This window comes from Fluviicoccus keumensis (genome assembly GCF_004217445.1).
Taxonomy (GTDB): Bacteria; Pseudomonadota; Gammaproteobacteria; order Pseudomonadales; family Moraxellaceae; genus Fluviicoccus; species Fluviicoccus keumensis.
In genome coordinates this window covers 404,742-426,872 of record NZ_SHKX01000012.1, presented here as the reverse complement: position 1 = coordinate 426,872, position 22,131 = coordinate 404,742, and the positions used below count along the sequence as shown (strand labels likewise).

The window sequence follows — 22,131 nt, the reverse complement described above, 5'->3', positions numbered from 1 at the left end:
GGCCAACCATGCGATATCCCCCCGAATACAAAGCCGCCGCCCGCGCCAGACTGATCGAGGCTGGCGGTGCGTTGGCCAAAAAGGAAGGGTTCAACAACACCGGCATGGATGCGCTGACAGCGGCGGCCGGGGTCACCACCGGCGCTTTTTACAGCCAGTTCAAATCCAAGGCCGAGTTGCTGCATGCCATTGTTGATCACGAACTGTCCCGCACACTGCAAGCCTTTAGCGGCAAAAGCAGTCGGGAATTACAGCGGGTATTGGGATGGTATCTCAGCCCCCGACATGCCGCGCACCCCGAGGAAGGTTGCCCGATTCCCGCCCTGGGACCGGAAATCGCCCGCGCCGATGACGCTACCCGCCAGCGCTTTGAAGAACTGCTCAAGCAACTGGCGGATACGCTGGAGCCCGTTACCACCGACCGCACCCAGGCGTGGGCGGTGCTGGCCCAGGCGGTGGGTGGCGTGATACTGGCGCGCGCGGTATTGAATCCGGAAACACAGGGCGAGATCCTTGGCGCCGTGCAGGCTGCCGCGCTGCTGGCGGTGACGGACAAGGTCGCCGCCCAATCTTGAACGGTGGACAACGCGGTTCAATCCAATATAAAAGCCCGTGTGATGACGGGCTTCTTTATTTTCATAACCGCTTAGCGGGCAAACGGATTCACTCCCGGTTGCAGACCCAATTGCGCCGGTTCACTGAGGCCACGCTCGACAGCCAGCTGGTTGACCCGATCACGAATACCGCGTTTGATGGCGGTATACGTGGCGCGATCCTTGGCCGCCAACTGGATGGCCCGTTCCTGAGCCAGCAGCGGCAAGTCATCCGCTGATACCGCCGCATCAACAATGCCACGGGCCGCGCACAATTCACCGCCCCAGGCATCCGCCGTCACCGACAGCTCAAACATGGCCTGGGCGTTCGGCAGCAACCGCACCACCTCCAGCATCGCGGGGGTAAACGGCAGCCGGATTTTGACTTCGGTATAACAGAAACGGCCGCGATCGGCGCGCATCAGCCGGAAATCGCAAGCCGCCGCCAGAATGGCGCCACCGGCATAGCAATTACCGTTGATCTCGGCAATGGTCGGCAGGTTCAGGGTGGCCACACGAAGAAAGAGCTCATCGAAACGTTGCAGAAACGGCTCGATTTCCGCGGTCGGCAGGGTGGTGATCCAGCCCAGGTTGATACCGGTGCTGAAGGTCTTGGGACTGTTGCTGCCAATGATCAGCGCGGCATTGCCATCGCTGCGGCTGACCAGATCCAGCGCGGCCGTCCAATCATCCAGCACTGCGTGGCTGAAGGTGTTGTCATTGGCGGTATCCGTCATGGTAATACGGAAAACATCACCCTCGCGGGTCAGAGTCAGGGAGTTGCGGGAAAGCAGCATGGTTCTTCCTTCATGGGTAAAAGAGGGATCGGCGCGATGGCGGTCTCGGGCCGCTTCAGGCTCGAAACTCGCGGAAATCCGGGATCAGCACAGCGCGTTCCCACCAAATGTGGAATTGTTCGCGCAGGCGCTTGGCATCCGCCGCCGAACGTGGCGTGAGGCCGCCTTGCCAAGGCTGGCGGTCAGTACAGCGCAACACCGCAATATTGTCCACCACCATCCAGGCCTCCTTGGCGTCGTGATCGTCCGCATGCAACTGACGGATCTCAATACGGCTGGACATCCGCCGCAACAAGGGAATCAGCCGGTGATGTTCGCGGATGGCATTGATCGGGTCGCCAACCAGGATCCGGCAGACCGTGTATTTACTGCGGCGGACCAGTTCAGAAACGGCCAGCACAAAATCTTCATTATCGAAACGGGGAAACTCCAGGTCCGGTGTCACCAGCAGCATTTCGCGGGTAGCCTGCTTCAGCAGACGCAAGGCGCCGCCGCGCAGTTGCCGGATGGACGTGAGTTTGATCAGTTCCGCATCTTCACCCAAGGTAAAATCCGGCACTTCCTCCCAATCCACGGACGGAGAATGATCCGGATGGTCCTCATCAGTAAACAGATCCGGCGCCTTGAGGATTTCCAGCTTCTCGGGCAATCCGTCCAGAACAAAGGGGATAGGTTCATCCCTACTGTCTGGCGGCGAGGACTCAGCCCCCTCCGGCTTGTTTTCATTCGTCATATTCTTCTTCTCCCTCACCCAGAATCAACCAGTAGCCTTGCTCAATCTGCTCACACAGCCAAGTCAGATTATTGGTCTCGGCCAGCCAATCGCGCAAGTGGGCTTCATCCAGTTGCCGATGATCCACCAGCAGGGCGACAAAACGGCCATCCGGGAGGTCTTCGACCGCTTCGCCGTTGATAAACAGCCGGTCAGCATGCCCGGCCTCGCCCAGATACAACATCCGGGACGCAGGATCACGACAGATCAAGGCGCCTGCTTGCAGGACATCCAGTAATTCGTCCGGCGAAATGGCTTCGCCCACGGGTTCGTAATCGGGATACTTGGGTTCGCTGAGGAAAGGGGCCAGGACCGTATCCAGGCGGGTATGATCTCGCAGCAACTCCAGAACCTGGGTTTTCAGAGCCTGCAGATGCGCCGGATTGATCCAGCCGGGATTGGCCTGCGGCTGCAGGCCGGGGTCGGCGTAAAGTCGGTCCGAGCCCGCAGCCTCCAGAGCGGCATCCACCAGTTGCTCCAGGACATGACTGAGGACGGGCGCACGGAAGCCAAAGGAAAAAGTCAGGCATTCATTCTGGGAAACCCCGTAATGCGCCAGTCCGGGAGGCACATACAACAGATCCCCGGGATTGACCGTTTCATCAAAGGTCACCGGCATGTCACGCAGGATGCGCAGCGGCGTCCCGTCCAGGCGCGGCGAATGCTGGTCGCACTGCGCGCCAAGTTGCCAGCGTCGCTGACCAGCACCCTGCACCAGAAAGACATCATACTGGTCGTAATGCGGTCCGACGGAGCCGCCCTCGGGCGCGTAGGAAATCATGATGTCGTCGGTGCGCCAGCCGGGAATGAAGCGGAAGGCGTCCCAATAGGCGGCCAGTTCGGGCAAGTAGTGGTCGACGGCTTGCACCAGCAGCGTCCAGTGGGTTTTCGGCAACTGTTTGAACTGCCGGGGGGAGAACGGTCCCTTGCGCAATTCCCAAGGCGATTTGCCGCCTTTTTCCAGCACCAGCCGCGCCTCGATGCCTTCTTCCTGGGAAAGCTCGATCAGGTCATCACGACCCACCAAAGCCGGAATATCCGGGAAAGCGTTGCGGACGAGAAGGGGCTTTTTCTGCCAATAGTCACGCAGGAATTCGTCGGCGGTCAGGCCGCCCAGGTGGGCGAGAGGAAGACGGGGAGTCATGTAGGGCAGGTTCCGGCTGGAGGTGATACGGCAGTATAACCTCCCCGGCGTGTGGCGTTACAGGTGAAGATCCGGATGGACCGTTTGCAGCGTCAGCAACAAGGCCTGATCGAAAACCGCCGTGTCCACGACCGGAATCTGGCCCGGAACACTGCGCTGTAGCTGGCCGTAAAGACGCAGCAGGTATTCATCCAGATCGGGTTGCGGCGGAATCATTTCCGCTTCGCGTACCTGCGCTTTCAGCGCCAGCAACTCGTCAAGCTGCTCACGGATATCGCCGCGAGGCAGGAACTCGTCCAGCAGGCGGGAAAGCGACAGGGGCGGTTGCGATCCATGACTGACAACCCACTGGCAAGCCAGCAGGTCGCGGAACATCGACACATATTTCATCAGGCGAAGATCGCGGTCCTCGGCCAGCTTGGTGATGCAGTCCTTGGCCTGGGCCAGGTAATGGATGCAGAGCACGGAGGGCAACAGGGTGTCATCCAGCAATGCCCGCAGCGGAGCAACGCCGGCTTCGTGCTGCCGATAGAGCACGGGCGAGGACAGCCACTCCCGCAAGCCGGGATGCGACTTGCGCAGCATGCCTAGCGCTTTCTTGATGTCCCAGCCGACAAGCGTGATCCGGTCTTCCGCAGTTGCTTCGATCACATCGCGCTTGTCGAACACGCGCAGGTAATGCGCGGGCGGGTGGACATAAAGGAAGCGGACCTCATATCCGCTGTCCGACGATGGAGTCCCCCGGCCGCGATCGCCGGTTTCACCGGCCCACAGGATGGTGACCTGATGTTCGCGGGCAAGGCGGTCGAGGGACTCCTGGATCGCTTCGTCCATCAGACGGCCTTGGCCTGGGCGGCGGCGTTGCCGGTGTAGGTCGCCGGGGTCATGGCGCGCAGGGAAGCACGGGCGGACTCCGGCAGCACGGCCATTTCCGGGCTGTCGAGGAAGGCCTGAATGTCAGCGGCGGTGATCACCTTGCCGCGCGTGAAAGCCTTCAGCTTTTCATACGGTTCGGCAATGCCGTAACGACGCATCACGGTCTGGATCGGCTCGGCCAGCACTTCCCAGGCGTTGTTGAGGTCGTCGCCCAGACGGGCTTCGTTCACTTCCAGCTTGCCGATGCCCTTCAGGGCGGCTTCATAGGCAATCAGGCTGTGCGCCAGGCCGACGCCCAGGTTACGCAGCACGGTGGAGTCGGTAAGGTCGCGCTGCCAGCGCGATATCGGCAGCTTTTCGCCCAGGTGCGCGAGGATGGCGTTGGCCAGACCGAGGTTGCCTTCGGAGTTCTCGAAGTCGATCGGGTTGACCTTGTGCGGCATGGTCGAGGAACCGACTTCACCTTCCTTCAGGCGCTGCTTGAAGAAGCCCAGCGAGATGTAGCCCCAGACATCGCGGTCGAAGTCGATCAGGATGGTGTTGAAGCGGCGGATGGCATCGAACAGCTCCGCGATGTAATCGTGCGGTTCGATCTGCGTGGTGTAGGGATTGAAGTCCAGCCCCAGCGACTCGACAAAGGCCTTGGCGTTGGCGGCCCAGTCAATGTCCGGATAGGCCGACAGGTGGGCGTTGTAGTTGCCGACCGCGCCGTTGATCTTGCCGAGGATTTCCACGCCGCGCAGCTGCTTGACCTGACGGCCCAGGCGGTAGGCGACATTGGCCATTTCCTTGCCGAGCGTGGTGGGGGAAGCGGTCTGGCCGTGGGTGCGGGACAGCATCGGCAGGTCGGCATATTTATGGGCGAGACCACGAATGGCTTCATGCAAGGCCGTCATCTGTTCCAGCACCGTATCGCGACCGGCCTTCAGCATCAGGCCGTGGCTCAGGTTGTTGATGTCTTCGGAGGTGCAGGCGAAGTGGATGAATTCGGTCACGGCCGCCAGCTCGGGAATCCCGGCCACCTTGTCCTTGAGGAAGTATTCCACGGCCTTGACGTCGTGGTTGGTGACGCGCTCCTTGGTCTTGATCCACTCGGCGTCGGCTTCGGAGAAATCGGCGACCAGGGCATCGAGGAAGGCATTGGCTTCGGCGGAGAAGGCCGGAACTTCCACGACGCCGGGATGGCGGCTCAGCTGTTGCAGCCAGCGCACTTCCACGGTGACGCGGGCGCGGATCAGGCCGAACTCGCTGAACCAGGGGCGCAGGCTGTCGGCCTTGCCGGCATAGCGGCCGTCAACGGGAGAAAGGGCGGTGAGGGTGCTCAGCATGAGGCGGCTCCGGGTGAATGGCGAAAAACGCGAATGATAATGGAAGTGGGGAAGGGCTGCATCACCCGTTTATCCACGGGTATCAAGGATGATTTGGCGCAGCTCCTTGAGAATGCGGCCACGGGCGAACAACAGATGCCAACGTCGACCGCCCAAGCGGTGCCATAACGCCGCCGCCTGCACGCCGGCCAGCAGCACGGCCCGGATCTGCTCGGGTACGCCGGAGGTGCGCAGACGCTGCTCGCTGCCACGAATCTGGATGCGTTGCGAAAAGGTGCCCAGCGTATCGATATAGATCCCGGCCAGCTTGTGGGTCATGCCGGTGCCGGTAATCCCGTCGGCGAAATGGGGCATCTGAACTTTCGCCTGTTCCAGGCGCTTGCGGGTCGAGGTCAGCATCTCGGGGTTGCCCGCCAGCTTGCGTTCGATCTGGGTCAGCCCGAGGGCATAACGCAGACGGTCGGCCTGACGGCTGTCGCGGCGCATCCGGTCCTTGCCCGGCGCGGCGCCCATCATCAACGACTCTTCCAGCGTGCGCAGGCCGGTGGTCAACCCGGCAATCGCGCCGTACCGGACCGCCGGATCATCGGAATCGATACGCAGCAGGCTGTCCAGCAGCACTTTGCGGGCGTCGGCGTCGACGGTAGCTCCCCAAGCCAGGGCGTCAGCCAGCGCGGAAGCCTGGAAAACGGCGGCCAGCGCCAGCACACGGTTGCGGTAAGCCTGATCCGGTTTCATGTGCGCTCCGTCCGTTCGATCACGCCGCCGCCCAGACAGACATCACCATCATAGAAAACCACGGACTGACCCGGCGTGACCGCGCGTTGCAGCTCATCGAACTCGACACGCACCTTGCCGTCGCCCGCATCATGGATGACGCAGGGCTGGTCAGGCTGGCGGTAACGGGTTTTCGCCATGCAGCGGTGCGGCAGTTGCGGCGGCTCACCGGCCACCCAGTCCGGCGCGGCCGCGAACAGGCGACGGCTCATCAGCAGCGGATGTTCATGCCCCTGACCGATCACCAGCCGGTTGCTATCCAGATCCTTGTCCACCACGAACCACGGCGCTTCCGGAGCATGCTTCACGCCGCCAATGCCAATGCCCTGACGCTGGCCGAGCGTGTAGTACATCAGGCCGAGATGTTCGCCGATTTTCACACCTTCGTCCGTGACAATGTCACCGGGACGGGCGGGCAGGTATTGTTGCAGGAAGTCGCGGAAACGGCGCTCGCCGATAAAGCAGATGCCGGTGGAGTCCTTCTTGGCGTGATTGATGAAGCCCTGCTCGGCGGCAATGCGGCGCACTTCCGGCTTGGGCAGTTCCCCCACCGGGAACAGGGTGCGGGCAATCTGGCGGCCGCTGACGGCGTGCAGGAAGTAACTCTGGTCCTTGTTGTCGTCCAGACCCTTCAACAGCTGCGCGCAGTCGGTATCGGCACTGTGACGGGTGTAGTGGCCGGTAGCAATGAAGTCCGCGCCCAGCACCACGGCATAATCCAGGAAGGCCTTGAACTTGATTTCCTTGTTGCACAGGATGTCCGGGTTCGGCGTGCGTCCGGCCTGATATTCCGCCAGAAAGTGCTCAAAGACGCGGTCCCAGTATTCCGCCGCGAAGTTGGCGGTGTGCAGCCTGATGCCCAGCCGGTCGCACACGGCTTGCGCATCGGCCAGATCTTCCTTGGCGGTGCAATATTCCGTACCGTCATCTTCTTCCCAGTTCTTCATGAACAGGCCTTCGACCTGATAGCCCTGCTGCATCAGCAAATAGGCGGAAACCGAGGAATCAACCCCGCCGGACATGCCGACGATGACTTTGGTGGAACTGGCGGACATAAGCAAAACCGTAGCAGACCGGACTTGAAATCCGGCATAGGACAGATAAGGAAGAAACGTGACTCAGGCGGTCGCGACCGTGTCAGGGACTGCGGCGGCAGTGACCGGATGCTCATAGATCAAATCCAGCGGATAACGCTTGCCCGCCAGGAAGTCACGCAAACAGCGGGGGACCAGCGGGCTGCGGGCATGACCGCCGGCCTCCAGTTCCTCCACCGTCATCCAGACCGCGCGAATGATACCTTCATCCAGCGGTTGGTTGTAATGATGCACCGGGCGCGCGATGAAGCAGACCCGATAATACGTGAAGTCATCCACGGCATGGGGCGGGGTATAGGTATAGAAGCCGAGCAGGCCGGTAATCTCGACATCCCAGCCGGTTTCCTCCAGCGCCTCGCGGCGGGCGGCCTCGACCAGGGTTTCTCCCTTTTCCACATGACCGGCGGGTTGGTTGAAAACCGGCTTGTCCCAGTTCTCGGCATCCTCTTCCACAAGCAGGAAACGGCCTTCGCGCTCAACCACCACCGCGACAGTGACCCGTGACTGCCATGCCATATGACACCTCATCAATGACGATTACCTGCAATGGCGGTATTCTACACCAAAACCCTGACAGGATATTTTCATGGGACTGACCCATCTTGATGAAAAAGGTGCTGCGCGCATGGTGGATGTGGGCGATAAATCCCACACCGTTCGCGAAGCCATTGCCGAAGCCCGCATCCGCATGCGCCCAGAAACCCTGGCCATGATTGTTGAAGGCCGCCACGCCAAGGGGGATGTGTTCGCCGTGGCGCGCATCGCGGGCATCCAGGCCGCCAAGCGCACCTGGGAGCTGATTCCCCTGTGCCATCCTTTATCGTTGTCCTCCGTGAAGGTCGACCTTGAGGCCGAAGCCCCGGACGCCGTGTGCGTGACCACAACCTGTCGCCTGATCGGCCAGACCGGAGTGGAAATGGAGGCGCTGACGGCGGCTTCCGTGGCCGCACTCACCCTGTACGACATGTGCAAGGCTGTCGACAAGGGCATGGTGATTGAAAACGTCCGCCTGCTGCGCAAGGAAGGCGGCAAATCCGGAGTGTGGCAAGCATGATCAAACTGTGTTTTTTTGCCCGTTTCCGGGAAAAGCTGGGTGTTGCGGAAGAGTCTCTGCCGCTGGAACAGCCCACGACCGTTTCAGCACTGATGTCGCAACTGGCCGGGCGGGGCGGAGCGTGGCAGGAAATCTTTGACTGTCCGCGCGGTATCATGGTGGCGATCAATCAGGACATGGCCACCGTGGACAGCCTGATCCACGATGGCGACGAAGTCGCGCTGTTTCCACCGGTGACCGGGGGCTGAATCATGATTTCCATCCAGACCGCCGATTTCGATACCGGGGCCGAGATTCGCGCCTTGCAGGGAAACAGCCAAACCGGGGCCGTGGTCAGTTTTACCGGACTGGTCCGAGACATGGCCAGTCACGGCGCGGTGACCGCCATCGAGCTGGAACATTATCCGGCCATGACCGAGAAATCGCTGCAGGCGATTATTGAACAGGCCGGGAAACGATGGCCGATACTGGGAGTTCGCGTCATCCACCGTATCGGTTATCTGGCCGCCGGCGAGCAGATTGTCATGGTCGCGGTTTCCAGCGCCCACCGCCATGCCGCCTTTGACGCGGCCGCCTTCATTATGGATTTCCTGAAGTCCCGGGCGCCGTTCTGGAAGAAGGAATATGTGGATGGCGAAGGATTCTGGGTCGAATCAAAATCCTCCGACGAAGCCGCGCTGGAGCGGTGGAATCAGACCTAGACAATTCCTTGAAAATCGTTTTGCCGCGAAGCGTTAGCCCGCTAGAATATCGTCCTCCCGAGATTCCGGAAATTAAAAGCGAGGACGGCCATGCGGCGGGTTATTTTCAATCAGAAAGGCGGCGTCGGTAAATCCAGCATCACCGTGAACCTGGCGGCCATCAGCGCCGGACAGGGCTATAAAACCCTGGTGCTGGACCTGGATCCGCAGTGCAACGCCACCCAATACCTGCTGGGGGAAAGCGCCGAAGCCTCGCCGGAACTGCAGCCCAATATCGGCCAGTTTTTCGCGCAAACCCTGAAACTGACCGGACGCGACAAGCCGCTCTCGGAATATGTGCATCCGACACGTTTTGAGAATCTGCATGTGATTCCGTCGAATCCCGAGCTGGGCGAAATCGAGCACCTGCTGCAGAGCAAGCACAAGATCTACAAACTGGCCGGCGCGCTGAAGGAAATCCACCGTCAGTATGACAACATCTTTATTGATACTCCGCCGGCGTTCAATTTCTATACCCTGTCCGCCCTGATTGCCGCCCAGCGCTGCCTGATTCCCTTCGACTGCGACGCCTTTTCGCGCCGGGCGCTGTATACCTTGCTGGAGAATGTTGGCGAAACCCGCGCCGATCACAATACCGAACTGGAGGTGGAGGGGATTATCGTCAACCAGTTCCAGCCGCGCGCCACCTTGCCGGTGCAACTGGTGGAGGAATTACGCTCGGAAGGTCTGCCGATCCTCAAAACCCACCTGTCATCCTCGGTGCTGATGCGGGAATCACACCAGAAGAGCCTGCCGCTGGTGCACCTGAACCCCCGTCACAAGCTGACCGAAGAGTTTGTCGCCTTGTTCGGCGAGTTAAGCGCCCCCTGAAGCCCCTGAATGACATCGGGGCGCATTACGCGCCCCGATGTCAGCCTGCCGCCTTCAATTCATGGACAGTGTCTCACCACCGTACAGTTTACGGTAGCGGCTCATTACCCGTCTGACATAATCCTGTGTTTCCGCAAAAGGCGGTATACCGCCGTACTTGTCGACATTGCCCTCACCGGCATTATAAGCCGCCAAAGCAAGCTCCAGATTCTTGAAGCGGTCAATCAGGTAACCCAGGTACTTCGTGCCGCCGTGGATATTCTGTTTCGGATCGTAGGAGTCGGCGACATCAAAGCGGCGGGCGGTGGCTGGCATCAGTTGCATGAGTCCGCGCGCGCCAGGGCCGGATTTGGCGTTGGGATTAAAACCGGATTCGGTATGAATGACCGCCTTCACCAATCCCTTATCGACACCATAGGCGGAAGCCGCCTCGGCAATCAGACCGTCAAAGGCATCCTTGAACTTGCTGAAACTGGGCCGGACAGCGAACTCGTCGCGTCCCCAATTATGATACGAATGTACATTGGTATCAGCGTACCAGGTGACCTTTTCCAGTTGGGTATAATGACGGAAATCTTCACCACGCGGACGTGTGCGGTTATCCACCACATTTGTGAATAAAACGTTGCCGTTTTCGTCCTTGAACTTGTAAACATTGCCCGCTTCGGCCGCCGAAGCTGAAAAAAGAATCAGGCCAATGTAAACCGGAAATCGCCTCATTTGTTTGTTATCTGCCGGATGCTTGTTTTGGTCTATTTTGAACGAGTCAGCGGGTTGATGACAAGACATTCAATCAATCCGGATATGCGATTATTTCCACAGCAAACGCTCAAAATCAGTATCTTTTTTAAACATATCCACAAGCACCTTTGTTGACGGGGTTCATGTCAAGCCGATGGTTCAACTTTCGGGAAAAAAAATGATTGTGACACTATTGAAAAAAATATCTTATTGATTTTATTGCTGTTTTTACATGTGATCATTTTTTGATCAATCTAAGTCAAAGCCTTGTGAACCCTGCTTTCCCACCCAGTTATCCCCAGCTTGTCCACAAGGTTATCCACAAATTTTGTGGAAAAGTCGCAGGACGTCAACTTATCCACAACCTTGAGCTTTTCGGGCATTTGCGTTTCACTTGCCGCCTTTGGGGGAGTTGATCATGCTTAATCGCGTCTGGCCCGCATTTTTCCTGCTGGCGTTTGCATCCTGCCTGTGGCAAGCCATCATGGGACATCCGGAAGTCCTGGCCGCCGCCGTGGAAGCCAGCTTCAAAACAGCGAAATCCGCCGTGGAAATCGCGCTGGGCCTGACCGGCGTGCTGTGTTTCTGGCTGGGCCTGTTCCAGATTGCCGAAAAGAGCGGCCTGACCGACCGCCTGGCCTGGGTACTGGCGCCGTTGTTCCGGCGTTTGATGCCGGAGGTGCCGCCGGGGCATCCGGCCATCGGCTCGGTTACCCTGAACATGGCCGCCAACATGCTGGGCCTGGACAACGCCGCCACGCCGATGGGCCTGAAGGCGATGCGGGATCTGCAGTCGTTGAACCCCGATCCCGATACCGCCACCAACGCCCAGGTGCTCTTCCTGGTTCTGAATACTTCTTCGGTCACACTGATTCCGGTCAGCGTCTTCGTGTACCGCGCCCAGATGGGCGCGCCCGATCCCGCCAGCGTGTTCCTGCCGATCCTAATGGCCACCAGCGTCGGCACGCTGACGGGCCTGCTGGCCGTTGCCTGGGTGCAAAAGCTCAAGCTGTGGGACAGGGTTGTCTTCGCCTACCTGGCGGCCTTCCTGGCCCTGATGGCGGGCATGGTGAGCCTGGTTATCGGCCTGCCGCCGGAAGCATTGGGCGCGCGTTCCTCGCTGATCGGCAATCTGGCCATTTTCGGCGTCATCGTGCTGTTCCTGCTGGCGGGCTGGCGAAAGCAGGTGCCGTTGTACGATTCTTTCATTACCGGCGCCAAGCAGGGCTTTGAGGTTGCCGTTAACCTGATTCCGTTCATGGTGGCGATGCTGGTGGCGATAGCCATGTTCCGCGCCAGCGGCATTCTGGACGCCTTGCTGCACGGCGTGGCCGGCGGCCTGGCCTGGCTTGGCATGAATACCGACTTTGTTCCGGCCTTGCCGACCGCGCTGATGAAATCCTTCTCGGGCAGCGGCGCGCGGGCGATGATGATCGAAACCATGCAGACGTATGGCGTGGACTCCTTTCCGGCGCGCGTAGCGGCCATTGTCCAGGGATCGAGCGAAACCACCTTCTATGTCCTGGCCGTCTATTTCGGCTCGGTCGGCATCCGCCATGAGCGACAGGCGCTGGCCTGCGGCCTGTTGTCCGATGCCGCCAGTGTTGCAGCCGCCATTCTGGTGGCATACTGGTTCTATACCTAAAAAACGGCTACCCGTCCGCAACCCGGCGAGGCAGGCCGCCGGGCCGGTCCCGGAAACCGGGAGTTACCGTGGTGACTGTGCGTTTCCCCCCTCTATTCAATCATCAGGTCTACCCACCGCGACTGCAGGCGGAAATGCTGGCGTTGGGCGCCCGGGTTTCCCGGCCGCATCTGGGTATCATCATTGCCACGATGACCCTGGCCGTCAGTCTGGACAAGGTGTCATCGCCGTTGCTGGCCGGATGGTATCTGTTCGCCATCCTCACCTCGCTGGGCGGTTTCCTGTTCCGCCGGCGCTTTTGGCGCATCGATGCCGAGCACCCGGATCCGCACCGGCTGCGAAACGGCGAATTGCAGGGCTTTGCCTACAGCGCCGCCGTCGGCCTCCTGTGGGGTGTCAGTGGCTTGCTGATGACGCCCGGCGACGATGAACACAATCTCATCCTGACCATCATCTATCTGGGCGTGGGCGCCGGGGCGGGGTCGATCGCCATCTTCGGTTTGGGCCATATGCTGATTGGCGCCATCCTGTCATCGCTGTTGTTTGTTTCACGCTTTCCCGTCGTTTTCCCGGAACATTGGCAACTGCTGGCAACGCTCTTTCTGCTTTACCATTTCGTGATTGTCCGCATGGCCCTGGAACGCCGGGATGTGATTGCCCAGAACATGCGCCTGCGGGAAGACAAAGAGGCGCTGCTGGAGCAGCAAGCCATCGAAGTGGCGCGGACGAAGCAGGCCAATCAGGACAAATCCGCCTTCCTGGCGGCGGCCAGCCACGACCTGCGCCAGCCGGTTCATGCCGTCATGCTGCTGGGCCATGCGCTGCGCCTGCGGGTACGGGACGGGGAAAGCGGCGAACTGGTCGAGAAAATCCTGGAAGCCGGGCACGCCCTGTCCGAGCAGTTCAATAACCTGATGGATCTTTCACGGCTGGAAGGCGGCGCGTACCGGCTCAATTTCACCCGGTTAGGATTGGAAGACTTCCTGCAGCGCCTTTGTGCCACGCACCGGCAAGCCGCCGCCGCGCACGACATCCGGCTGCGGTTGCGCATTGATGATCGGTTGAGGCGTCAGGCGCTGTATTCCGATACCGGCCTGCTGGGACGCATCCTCGACAATCTGCTGGCGAACGCCGTCAAATTTTCCACCGCAGGCGGCCATATCCTGGTGACGGCGCGCATCCGCCGCGGGCATGTCATTCTGGCTGTTCTGGATCAGGGCAGGGGCATTCCACCGGATCAGCAGGAAAACGTCTTCAAACCGTATGTGCAGCTGGACAACCCCACCCGCGACCGCTCGCGGGGCATCGGGCTGGGGCTGAGTATCGTCCAGGAGGCGGCATCGCTGCTGGGCGCCAGGATTTGCCTGCATTCGGAAGCGGGGCGGGGATGCCGCTTTGAGCTGGATCTCGGCGAGCTGGTGCTGGAGCCGCTGGACGAGTCGCGGCCCATCGGATTCCGTCCGAAACCGCTTCCGTCGCCCGGCAACCTGACGGGTAAGCGGCTGTTGCTGGTGGAAGACGATCCGATGGCCGCCGCCGCCCTGATTGCCTGGGCGGGAAACTGGGGACTGACCGTGGAACATCATGCGGATCCGAAGACGGTTCCCGGCTCGGCGGAACCGGACCTGATTCTTTGCGATATCCGGCTGCCGGGCCATCAGGACGGCATTGAGCACCTGACCGATTGGTTGGCGGAATGGCCCGGCGCACGCGGCCTGCTGCTGTCGGGGGAGCTGTCGCCGGAAACCCACGAGCGGGCCGAACAGGAAGGCCTGATACTGCTGTCGAAGCCGGTCAACCCCGACCTGCTGCTGCAGACCCTGAACGGTTTGCTGCGCGCCGCGGCCTGACCCCCTCCATGGTGGGGAAGGCAGCCATGCGCCGGGCCGCTATAATTTTTTCCAGAATCCCCGACACCACAAGAAATCCGGGACCACCATGCATTTACTGATTATTGATGATCACCCGATGACCTGCGCCGGATTACGCAGCCTGCTTCAGGCCTGCTATCCCGAGGCCGTCATCCATACCCGCCACAGTGCGGAAGGGATCACCGAACCGGCGGCGGACGCCGACTACATTTTCCTGGACATGCACCTGCCGGATCTCGGCTTCAACGCCATGCTGGACATATTGTCGCCGTGGATATCCCGCGTGATCCTGATTTCCGCGGCTCCGGAACCCGCCGCCGTGGCCCATGCACGCTATCGCGGCGTTCGCGGGTTGCTGCTGAAAAATGCCGATGTCGAACATGTGCTGGACGGTTTCCGCCGCATCCAGAAAGGGGAATATGTCTTTGATCCCGATATGTCCGGTAGCGACTGGCAAATGCCATCGCTGACCGATCGGCAGCGAAGTGTGTTCGATGCCTTGCTGGAAGGCCTCTCCAACAAGCAGATCGCCCGGGTACTGGGCATCAGCGAACATACGGTCAAGGAACATGTCACCGCCATCCTGGGCATATTCGGCGTAAAGAACCGGCTGGAACTGGTGCTGAGTCAGCAAATCCGCAATTGACCGGGACGATACCCCCCCACAGAGGGGAGTCCGGATACCCGAAGGCAACGATAAACTCCAGAGAATTGCTCATTCCGGGAAAAGCCCCGGGAACCTTAAATCAAGCATCCTGAGGATATGGAAATGCTAAAAACCCGCCCCCTTGCCGTCCCGCTGGCCGTCATGGCCGTCTCCCTCGGTCTGGCTGCCTGTAACGGCAATGATGATGACGCCACCGCGAACCAGACGCCGACCGCCACCAAAACCATTACGGTGACCCCCTCGCTGGGCCGCGTCTCGAACGCGCGCGTCATCCTGCGCAATCCCTCCAATCCGGCGCAGGAATACGGACGGGGCAACCTCAACGCCCAAGGCAGCGCCACGATCAATATTCCCGCGACTGTCAGCGCGGTAGTGGCCGAACTGCAACCGCTGGCGGGCGCCACCTATTTTGATGAAGCCATCACGGATGATCCGCTGACCGCCGCCAATGAGTCGCTGGTGCCGCTGACCCAGAATCTGCACACCGCATTCACCTTGTCGGGCGCGGCCAACGCCAGCATCGGCATGACCGCGCTGACCGAAGCCGCCTATCAGCGGGCGCTGGCCCAGGCGGGCAGCGCCGCCGCGTTGAACGCCGCCTATATCAACCAGGCTAACGCCTATGTGCAGCAGGTATTCAACGTCAGCAATATCCTGCAGTCGCCCGTGATTATCGGCAGTGCCGCCGACTACGCCAACCTGATCAATTCCAGCCTGAATGCGGCTTCCCGCGAATACGCCATGCGACTGGCCGCGCTTGCGCAACAGGCGCGCACGCAGATCCCCGGTTCCACGCAACCTGCCATAGACATGATGAATGCCTTGGCGGCAGACCTGCAGGCCGGCGGGCTGGACGGCGTGGGCGTTAACGGCAATATCGCCAATCTTCCCTATGCCGTGAATACCGCCAATTTCGCGGCGGCCTGGGCAACGGCCATGCAAGCCATCCTGGCCAATATCCAGACGTTGCTGACCGGATCGCTGTCATCCACCGAACTGCAAAACCTCGGCAATTACTTCAACACGCTGGCCGCGCAACTGAATGTCACGCCGTCGCCGGTTATCGCGGCAACACCGGTGCGGACAGTAAACGGAATCGCCGAATATGCCTGTTCGGATCGCAACAACATCCGCAGCGTGAATGGCGGAGCGACGCTGGACATGGACTTCGTCAACAACAGCGGCCAATCGGTCAACATTGACTGGCTGAATACGCTGGGAACCGCCATCCGCTACCGCACCTCGCTGGTCAGCGGCAGTAATTACTATCAGAACAACACCTATGTCGGGCATCCCTGGTTGCTCACCAACGGCAGCGGCGCTTGCAAGGGCATCTTCATGGCGGTTACCGCAGGCAACAAGGTGATTACCCTTAATGCCGACGGCACTTCCACGCTGGGTGTGCCGGGCGGCAGCTCCAACACCGAACCGGCAACCGTCAATGCCGCGCTGGGCGGCAACTACACGCTGACCTACCATCAGTCCCAGGCGGGTGGTCTGTATTCCGATGGACAGCAGGTCAACTTCAGCGTCAACGCCTCAACCGGGGTCCTGAGTGTCGGCGGCATGCCGCTGGGTAATCCGTACTACATGAAGTTTGGCGGAGTCGCGAATACCGCCGAAGTTATCTGGAAGGATGGCAATATCGAATACGCCCTGACCAACAATACAACCGGCATGTTTAACGAGATCAATATCTCCGACAGCTCCAAGGCAAAGCCATTCATGGGACAGTTCCGGATGCCGGCGGTTGCCCAGACGTGCCAGACAACCGGAGCGGATAACAAGCTGGGCTTCAACAATGCCCCCACGGATTTCTGCGGCTTCGTCCGGGGTTCTTCGTCCGCCATCACCAACCCGGATATCTACACATTCTCCTCGGGTGATGCGGATAAACGTATCCTGAAGATCACGGTGAGCGCAGGAGCGGTGCAAAGCGTCATTGTCGAGAACTCGACATATGCCTTCGGGTGCGGGGCAGGGTCGCAGACCGCGTGCAGCGGCATCAACTTTGTCAACGGCGCCAATCAGAAGGAGTTCGTCTTCAGCAATACCACGCTGGACGCCATCACCGGGTCTACCCAGCCCCTGACCGTGACGGGCGGCTCGGTGATTCATCCGGTGGCGGCAACCGGTGCTGCATCGCAACTGGCGCTGCCGTCAGGCACCATCCTGACCAACAGCGCGACTTTAACCGTGACGCTCATGCCGGCCTTTCCGCCCAGTGGACGGATCATGACCTTCAAGCAAGGAAACGCCAGCGCCACCCTCTATGATTATGGCAACACGCTGGGGATTGCTGCTGGAGACTCCGGCATGTCGATCGGTATCAACCCTTTGAACGCTTGCGCTCTGGTAGCCGGGTCGGTCACTCCGGATACTCCGGCCTGTTCAGACGTAGGCGTGGACTTCAACCGTTCAACCGGGAAAGTGACTTTCACCAACACTCCCATGCACGCGATTGTGTTCACCTGTCCGGGCAGCTGCCAGCTCAGCGGCCAGTTGGGCTTCACGCCTTACTGATGGGATAACGGGACTTCATCCCCCATCAAGGCGGCCTCCGGGCCGCCTTTTTCATTTCCCGGCCGAAATAGGGTAAAATCCGCCGCTTCCGATTTCCCGCCGCAGCCGCACCGCCATGACTGTTGAAACCTTTGCCCCGCAAGCCAAACCCGCTCCCGTTGATGAGTCCCTCGTCGCCGACCCCAAAAGCCGCACCGAGTTCAACAAGCTGCAAAAGCGCCTGCGCCGCGAAGTCGGCCGCGCCATCGCCGATTTCAACATGATCGAGGACGGCGACAAGATCATGGTCTGCCTGTCCGGCGGCAAGGACAGCTACACCATGCTCGACATCCTGCTCAGCCTGCAAATCAGCGCGCCGATCAAGTTCGAGATCGTGGCGGTGAACCTGGACCAGAAGCAGCCCGGTTTTCCCGAGGATGTGTTGCCGAAATACCTGACCGAGCGCGGCATTCCCCATTACATCCTGGAAAAGGATACCTACAGCATCGTCAAGGAGCTGACCCCGGAAGGGAAGACCTACTGTGCGGTCTGTTCGCGGTTGCGTCGCGGCAGCCTGTACGGCTTCGCCCAGGAAATCGGCGCGACCAAGGTGGCGCTGGGTCATCACCGCAACGACATCATGGCCACGCTGTTCCTGAACCTGTTCCACGGCGGCAAGCTGAAGGCGATGCCGCCGAAACTGCTGTCGGATGACGGCAAGAACATCCTGATCCGTCCGTTGGCCTATTGCGACGAAAAGGACATCATCGAATACGCCCGCTGCAAGGCGTTCCCGATCATTCCCTGCAACTTGTGCGGTTCACAGGAAAACCTGCAACGCGCCATGATCAACGACATGCTGCGCGACTGGGACAAGAAACATCCGGGGCGGCTGGAAAGCATCTTCACCGCCATCGGCAATGTGGCGCCGTCACAACTGGCCGACCGCGAACTGTTCGACTTCGTCAACCTGAAAGCGGACACCACACCGGCAACACCACAGGCAGCCGATTCCAATCGACTGGATGTGGTCAATCTGATGCTGTCCTGACGCCGTGGCCTCCCGTTTCCAGTACACCGACCTGCAGCGCATCACCCGCTGGCTGGGCTGGCTGATGCTGCCGCCATTGCTGCTGACTGTGCGCGGCTTTGTCCATGGCCTCGACAGCTATCACTGGATGGCGGGTGTTCCCCTGGATACAGCCTTGTCGGCGTTGCCCGCCGATGTCCGTCATAGCCTGAATACGGACGGCATGCTGCGGCTTTCCCAGATTACCGCCACCATGGTGATGCTGAATTTCCTGTGCTTTGGCTGGATGTTCATCGCCTTCCGCAACCTGATTGTTTTGAACGGGCAGGGTGAAAGCAGCGCGCACAGCCCGATGGGTATTATCAAGGACATTGCCAGCGGCCTGCTGACCGCCACCCGCATGCTGCGCCGCCTGTTCCAGGGCAGCGCCCACCCCGATCACGCCCACCTGACGCTGCGCTACACCATTCCGGCCTGCACGCTGTCGCTGATTGTGGCCAACGTCTGCAAGATCCTCGCGGTGGTGGACCTGCACGCCGCCAATACGGTGCGCGACTGGATGGCGGGGGAGCGCTGGATGCTGGCGGCCTATGTCTTTTATGTTTTGCTGTATCTGCTGGCCTGGCGGGTGGCGACGCGTCTGGAAATGCTGCAACGCGCGGCCTGGCAACGCCTTCAGCCCGCTCAGGCCTGACATTGGCCTTCGCGCGGCAGGCTGCGGTCGCGGTAACCCTTGATCAGTGCCCGCATTGGCGGTAAAAGCGAAGCCTAGTCCTCCCTGCTTCGATCCGACCGCCATGAACACGCCTTTGCTGAATGAACGCGACATCGCCTTCCTGCTTTACGAACTGCTGGACACCGGCCGCCTGCCGGACCGCGAGCGCTATCGCGAACACTCCCGCGAGGTCTTTGACGCCACCCTGCAAACCGCGCGCACGATCGCCGAAAAATACTTCGCCAACCACAACGCCAAGGGCGACGCCAACGAACCCACCTTCGATGGCGCGCAGGTACAGCTGATCCCGGAAACCAAGGCGGCCTGGGACGCCTTTGCCGGGGCCGGATTTCTGGCGGCGGGCTATGACTACGAGGAAGGCGGGCTGCAACTGCCGGAAGTGATCCTGCGCACGGCGATGGCTTACATCAACGCTGCGAATATCTCCACCACCGGCTACCTGTTCCTCAGCATTGGCGCGGCCAACCTGATTCACGCCTTTGGTTCGGAAGCGCAAAAGGCCCGTTATCTGCCGCCGATGCGGGAAGGGCGCTTTGCCGGGACCATGGCCATGACCGAACCGGCGCAAGGCTCGGCGCTGGCTGATATCCGTACTTATGCCGTAGAGCAGCCTGACGGCACGTATCGCCTGTTCGGGCAGAAGATGTTCATCTCCGGCGGCGACCAGTCACTGACCGAAAACATCGTGCACATGGTGCTGGCGCGCATCAAGGGCGCTCCGGTAGGCGTGAAGGGTATTTCCCTGTTCATCTGCCCCAAATTCCTGGTGAATGAAGACGGCTCGCCGGGTGCACGCAACGATGTCGCCCTGGCGGGGCTGCTGCACAAGATGGGCTGGCGCAACACCACCTCCACTGTGCTCAGCTTTGGTGAACAGGGCGGGGCGGTGGCCTATCTGGTCGGCGAGGCGCACAAGGGTCTGGGCTACATGTTCCAGATGATGAACGAGGCCCGCATCGCGGTGGGCCTGGGCGCGGCGGCCTTGGCCTATCAGGGCTTCAACTACTCGCTGGCCTATGCGCGGCAACGCCCGCAGGGCCGGTTGCCCTCCAGCAAGGATCCGCTGTCGAAGCAGGTCAACATCATCGCCCATGCGGACGTCAAACGGATGCTGCTGGCGCAAAAGGCCTACGCCGAAGGCTCGCTGGCGCTGTGCCTGTATGCCTCCAGCCTGTTTGAAGACCAGAGCACCGCGCCGGATAGCGAAACCCGTCGCCGCGCCGCGCTGCTGCTGGACCTGCTGACGCCGGTCGTCAAGTCATGGCCGTCCAAATACGGCACCAAGGCCAACGAACTGGCGATTCAAGTGCTGGGCGGCTCGGGTTACATCCGGGAATACCCGGTGGAACAGTATTACCGCGACAACCGCCTGAACCCGATCCATGAAGGCGCGGAAGCCATTCACGGCATTGATCTGCTGGGGCGCAAGGTCGGCATGCAGCAGATGGCGGGGTACTCAGCGTTCCGGGAAAACGTCGCCGCCACCATCCGGGAGGCCGCCGGACTGGAAGCCACCGCCGGTTTTACCGCACCGCTGGAAGCCGCCATGACCCGGCTCGATGAGGTAACGCGCCATCTGCTGGGCGTCATTCCCGCCAACCCCGATCTGGGTCTGGCCAACGCCACGGTCTATCTGGATCTGTTCGGGCGGATAACCCTGGCCTGGCTTTGGCTGTGGCAAGCTGTCACCGCCGCCGAAGGACTGAATCAACCCGGTTTACCGCAGGCGGATCATGATTTCTATCAGGGCAAGCTGCATACCACGCGCTATTTCTTCCAGTGGGAATTACCGGAAACGGACGTGATGGCGGATTTGCTGAGCCGTCTGGAAGCGACGCCGCTGGAAATGCAGGATGCCTGGTTCTGAGTGCGCAAAAATACCGGGCCGGACGATTGTCCCGACCGGCCCTTTCATACGGGCCGGGGGTCCGTTAACGTAACCGGCAACCATTCCACCCATTGACAACGAGACCGTCTCATGGCCGACACCGACAGCTCCGGCATCAGCTTCACCGCCTACTACACCAGCGAAGTGTGGCGGCAGCATGGCCTGTCCGCGACCGCCTTCGATACCCGCGAGGGCAAGGCGCTGTATTGGCTGGGACGGCCGGTGGAGCTGTTTGCGGAATATATCCTGGGCGTCAGTAACGATGTCATGCTGCTGCAGCGGCACCTGATCATTGATGATGTGGTGCGCCGCGCCATTCGCGAGGAAGGCGTCACCCAGATTGTCGAAATCGCTTGCGGCCTGTCGCCGCGCGGAACCCGGTTTTGCGCAGAGTTTCAGGAGTTGCATTATCTGGAGGCGGATTTGCCCGGCATGGCCGCGCACAAGCAGCAATTGCTTGTCCAAAACGGCCTGCTGGATAACCGTCACCGGGTTTGTTCCATCAATATTCTGGAAGAAAACACGGAAGAGGCGCTGAATACGGTTTTCCGCCGCGAACTGGACACCAGCCGTAAAACACTGGTCATTACCGAAGGCTTGATCAATTATTTCGACCTGCCGACCATCAGCGGCTTTTGGAAGCGGCTGGCGCAAACGCTGAAAGCTTTTCCAACCGGATACTACATCACCGACCTTTACCCTGACTTCAAATGGCACCCGGTCACCCGTTTTGTGGACAGCTTCATACATGGCCTGGCCTTCGCCACCCGCAGCCGAGTCAGCCTGCACTTCCGGACGGAACAGGCCATCCGGGAAGGCTTCCGGTCCTGTGGATTCCGGCAAACCGCGGTTCATATTCCGGAATCCTATTACGGCGTGCTGCCCATACCGGTGCAGCGACTGTCCAGCCTGGTTCGCGTAATTGAAAACCGGGTTTAATGATAGGGAACTAATAATATATATGGCTCGGGTCTGTGTATTTTACCAAAATACGCCAACTGATTTAATGATGTTCTCTTGGAACATATTCAGGTAGATAATCCCG

Annotated in this window: 22 protein-coding genes; 13 read left to right on the top strand and 9 right to left on the bottom strand. The window is 60.3% G+C overall.

Features of this window, described 5'->3' with window-relative positions; genetic code table 11:
- Positions 1-8 precede the first annotated feature (8 nt).
- Positions 9-575 carry a TetR/AcrR family transcriptional regulator gene (locus EV700_RS10150; protein ID WP_130413348.1) on the top strand — a complete coding sequence of 189 codons (567 nt, stop codon included), beginning with the start codon at positions 9-11 and terminating at the stop codon, positions 573-575.
- A gap of 71 nt (positions 576-646) precedes the next feature.
- Here EV700_RS10150 and EV700_RS10145 read toward each other — a convergent pair whose 3' ends face one another.
- The 8 genes from EV700_RS10145 to EV700_RS10110 form a co-directional block, all read right to left on the bottom strand.
- Positions 647-1,390 carry an enoyl-CoA hydratase/isomerase family protein gene (locus EV700_RS10145; RefSeq protein WP_130413346.1) on the bottom strand — a complete coding sequence of 248 codons (744 nt, stop codon included), beginning with the start codon at positions 1,388-1,390 and terminating at the stop codon, positions 647-649.
- 55 nt (positions 1,391-1,445) lie between these two features.
- Positions 1,446-2,123: a DUF7931 domain-containing protein gene (locus EV700_RS10140; RefSeq protein ID WP_130413344.1), complete on the bottom strand. Its 678-nt coding sequence runs from the start codon at positions 2,121-2,123 to the stop codon at positions 1,446-1,448.
- Positions 2,113-3,306: a ribosomal protein uL16 3-hydroxylase gene (locus tag EV700_RS10135; RefSeq protein ID WP_130413343.1), complete on the bottom strand. Its 1,194-nt coding sequence runs from the start codon at positions 3,304-3,306 to the stop codon at positions 2,113-2,115. The genes EV700_RS10140 and EV700_RS10135 overlap by 11 nt, the downstream gene beginning before the upstream one ends.
- A gap of 57 nt (positions 3,307-3,363) precedes the next feature.
- Positions 3,364-4,140 (bottom strand): DNA polymerase beta superfamily protein, encoded by a 777-nt coding sequence (locus EV700_RS10130; RefSeq protein WP_130413341.1) that lies wholly within the window; start codon positions 4,138-4,140, stop codon positions 3,364-3,366.
- Complete coding sequence (gene purB, locus EV700_RS10125) at positions 4,140-5,507, bottom strand: adenylosuccinate lyase (RefSeq protein ID WP_130413670.1); 1,368 nt, start codon at positions 5,505-5,507, stop codon at positions 4,140-4,142. Before purB ends, EV700_RS10130 begins: the two co-directional genes overlap by 1 nt.
- A gap of 72 nt (positions 5,508-5,579) precedes the next feature.
- Complete coding sequence (locus EV700_RS10120; RefSeq protein ID WP_130413339.1) at positions 5,580-6,248, bottom strand: lysogenization protein HflD; 669 nt, start codon at positions 6,246-6,248, stop codon at positions 5,580-5,582.
- Positions 6,245-7,342: a tRNA 2-thiouridine(34) synthase MnmA gene (gene mnmA / locus EV700_RS10115; protein ID WP_130413337.1), complete on the bottom strand. Its 1,098-nt coding sequence runs from the start codon at positions 7,340-7,342 to the stop codon at positions 6,245-6,247. The genes EV700_RS10120 and mnmA overlap by 4 nt, the downstream gene beginning before the upstream one ends.
- A 63-nt stretch (positions 7,343-7,405) precedes the next feature.
- The gene (locus tag EV700_RS10110) at positions 7,406-7,897 is read right to left on the bottom strand and encodes an NUDIX hydrolase (RefSeq protein ID WP_130413335.1); all 492 of its coding nucleotides are present in this window, start codon (positions 7,895-7,897) and stop codon (positions 7,406-7,408) included.
- Between the two features lie 70 nt (positions 7,898-7,967).
- Here EV700_RS10110 and moaC point away from each other — a divergent pair, with 70 nt between their 5' ends.
- The 4 genes from moaC (at position 7,968) to EV700_RS10090 (ending at position 10,006) form a co-directional block, all read left to right on the top strand.
- Positions 7,968-8,435, top strand: coding sequence for a cyclic pyranopterin monophosphate synthase MoaC (gene moaC, locus EV700_RS10105; protein ID WP_130413333.1), 468 nt, complete (start codon positions 7,968-7,970; stop codon positions 8,433-8,435).
- A complete protein-coding gene (gene moaD / locus EV700_RS10100) occupies positions 8,432-8,683 on the top strand; it encodes a molybdopterin converting factor subunit 1 (RefSeq protein ID WP_130413331.1) in 252 nt (83 codons plus the stop codon). Before moaC ends, moaD begins: the two co-directional genes overlap by 4 nt.
- A gap of 3 nt (positions 8,684-8,686) precedes the next feature.
- Positions 8,687-9,136 carry a molybdenum cofactor biosynthesis protein MoaE gene (locus EV700_RS10095; RefSeq protein ID WP_130413329.1) on the top strand — a complete coding sequence of 150 codons (450 nt, stop codon included), beginning with the start codon at positions 8,687-8,689 and terminating at the stop codon, positions 9,134-9,136.
- A gap of 90 nt (positions 9,137-9,226) precedes the next feature.
- Positions 9,227-10,006, top strand: coding sequence for a ParA family protein (locus tag EV700_RS10090; protein ID WP_130413327.1), 780 nt, complete (start codon positions 9,227-9,229; stop codon positions 10,004-10,006).
- 54 nt (positions 10,007-10,060) lie between these two features.
- Here EV700_RS10090 and EV700_RS17225 read toward each other — a convergent pair whose 3' ends face one another.
- The gene (locus EV700_RS17225; protein ID WP_207224634.1) at positions 10,061-10,795 is read right to left on the bottom strand and encodes a lytic transglycosylase domain-containing protein; all 735 of its coding nucleotides are present in this window, start codon (positions 10,793-10,795) and stop codon (positions 10,061-10,063) included.
- A 370-nt stretch (positions 10,796-11,165) separates the two neighbouring features.
- Here EV700_RS17225 and EV700_RS10080 point away from each other — a divergent pair, with 370 nt between their 5' ends.
- The 8 genes from EV700_RS10080 to EV700_RS10045 all read left to right on the top strand — a co-directional run bounded on the left by EV700_RS10080 (position 11,166) and on the right by EV700_RS10045 (position 22,025).
- Entirely contained in the window at positions 11,166-12,392 is a 1,227-nt protein-coding gene (locus tag EV700_RS10080) for a nucleoside recognition domain-containing protein (protein ID WP_130413325.1), read from the top strand.
- Positions 12,393-12,463: 71 nt separating this feature from the next.
- The gene (locus tag EV700_RS10075; RefSeq protein WP_130413323.1) at positions 12,464-14,242 is read left to right on the top strand and encodes a hybrid sensor histidine kinase/response regulator; all 1,779 of its coding nucleotides are present in this window, start codon (positions 12,464-12,466) and stop codon (positions 14,240-14,242) included.
- Positions 14,243-14,330: 88 nt separating this feature from the next.
- Positions 14,331-14,909, top strand: coding sequence for a LuxR C-terminal-related transcriptional regulator (locus EV700_RS10070; protein ID WP_130413321.1), 579 nt, complete (start codon positions 14,331-14,333; stop codon positions 14,907-14,909).
- Positions 14,910-15,032: 123 nt separating this feature from the next.
- Positions 15,033-17,453 carry a hypothetical protein gene (locus EV700_RS10065; protein ID WP_165391418.1) on the top strand — a complete coding sequence of 807 codons (2,421 nt, stop codon included), beginning with the start codon at positions 15,033-15,035 and terminating at the stop codon, positions 17,451-17,453.
- A 115-nt stretch (positions 17,454-17,568) separates the two neighbouring features.
- A complete protein-coding gene (ttcA, locus tag EV700_RS10060) occupies positions 17,569-18,483 on the top strand; it encodes a tRNA 2-thiocytidine(32) synthetase TtcA (protein WP_130413317.1) in 915 nt (304 codons plus the stop codon).
- A 4-nt stretch (positions 18,484-18,487) separates the two neighbouring features.
- Positions 18,488-19,156 carry a hypothetical protein gene (locus EV700_RS10055; protein ID WP_130413315.1) on the top strand — a complete coding sequence of 223 codons (669 nt, stop codon included), beginning with the start codon at positions 18,488-18,490 and terminating at the stop codon, positions 19,154-19,156.
- A gap of 103 nt (positions 19,157-19,259) precedes the next feature.
- Positions 19,260-21,065, top strand: a complete 1,806-nt coding sequence (locus EV700_RS10050) for an acyl-CoA dehydrogenase (RefSeq protein WP_130413313.1) — start codon at positions 19,260-19,262, stop codon at positions 21,063-21,065.
- Between the two features lie 111 nt (positions 21,066-21,176).
- Positions 21,177-22,025: a class I SAM-dependent methyltransferase gene (locus EV700_RS10045; RefSeq protein ID WP_130413311.1), complete on the top strand. Its 849-nt coding sequence runs from the start codon at positions 21,177-21,179 to the stop codon at positions 22,023-22,025.
- The last annotated feature ends 106 nt before the right edge of the window (positions 22,026-22,131 follow it).

Coding starts and splice junctions, on each gene's coding strand:
- EV700_RS10080 (WP_130413325.1), top strand. CDS start 11,166: ATGCTTAATCGCGTCTGGCCCGCATTTTTCCTGCTGGCGTTTGCATCC.
- EV700_RS10140 (WP_130413344.1), bottom strand. CDS start 2,123: ATGACGAATGAAAACAAGCCGGAGGGGGCTGAGTCCTCGCCGCCAGAC.
- moaD (WP_130413331.1), top strand. CDS start 8,432: ATGATCAAACTGTGTTTTTTTGCCCGTTTCCGGGAAAAGCTGGGTGTT.
- EV700_RS10120 (WP_130413339.1), bottom strand. CDS start 6,248: ATGAAACCGGATCAGGCTTACCGCAACCGTGTGCTGGCGCTGGCCGCC.
- EV700_RS10045 (WP_130413311.1), top strand. CDS start 21,177: ATGGCCGACACCGACAGCTCCGGCATCAGCTTCACCGCCTACTACACC.
- EV700_RS10090 (WP_130413327.1), top strand. CDS start 9,227: ATGCGGCGGGTTATTTTCAATCAGAAAGGCGGCGTCGGTAAATCCAGC.
- EV700_RS17225 (WP_207224634.1), bottom strand. CDS start 10,795: ATGTCTTGTCATCAACCCGCTGACTCGTTCAAAATAGACCAAAACAAG.
- EV700_RS10145 (WP_130413346.1), bottom strand. CDS start 1,390: ATGCTGCTTTCCCGCAACTCCCTGACTCTGACCCGCGAGGGTGATGTT.
- EV700_RS10050 (WP_130413313.1), top strand. CDS start 19,260: ATGAACACGCCTTTGCTGAATGAACGCGACATCGCCTTCCTGCTTTAC.
- EV700_RS10095 (WP_130413329.1), top strand. CDS start 8,687: ATGATTTCCATCCAGACCGCCGATTTCGATACCGGGGCCGAGATTCGC.
- EV700_RS10065 (WP_165391418.1), top strand. CDS start 15,033: ATGCTAAAAACCCGCCCCCTTGCCGTCCCGCTGGCCGTCATGGCCGTC.
- EV700_RS10130 (WP_130413341.1), bottom strand. CDS start 4,140: ATGGACGAAGCGATCCAGGAGTCCCTCGACCGCCTTGCCCGCGAACAT.
- moaC (WP_130413333.1), top strand. CDS start 7,968: ATGGGACTGACCCATCTTGATGAAAAAGGTGCTGCGCGCATGGTGGAT.
- EV700_RS10135 (WP_130413343.1), bottom strand. CDS start 3,306: ATGACTCCCCGTCTTCCTCTCGCCCACCTGGGCGGCCTGACCGCCGAC.
- EV700_RS10150 (WP_130413348.1), top strand. CDS start 9: ATGCGATATCCCCCCGAATACAAAGCCGCCGCCCGCGCCAGACTGATC.
- ttcA (WP_130413317.1), top strand. CDS start 17,569: ATGACTGTTGAAACCTTTGCCCCGCAAGCCAAACCCGCTCCCGTTGAT.
- EV700_RS10110 (WP_130413335.1), bottom strand. CDS start 7,897: ATGGCATGGCAGTCACGGGTCACTGTCGCGGTGGTGGTTGAGCGCGAA.
- mnmA (WP_130413337.1), bottom strand. CDS start 7,342: ATGTCCGCCAGTTCCACCAAAGTCATCGTCGGCATGTCCGGCGGGGTT.
- EV700_RS10070 (WP_130413321.1), top strand. CDS start 14,331: ATGCATTTACTGATTATTGATGATCACCCGATGACCTGCGCCGGATTA.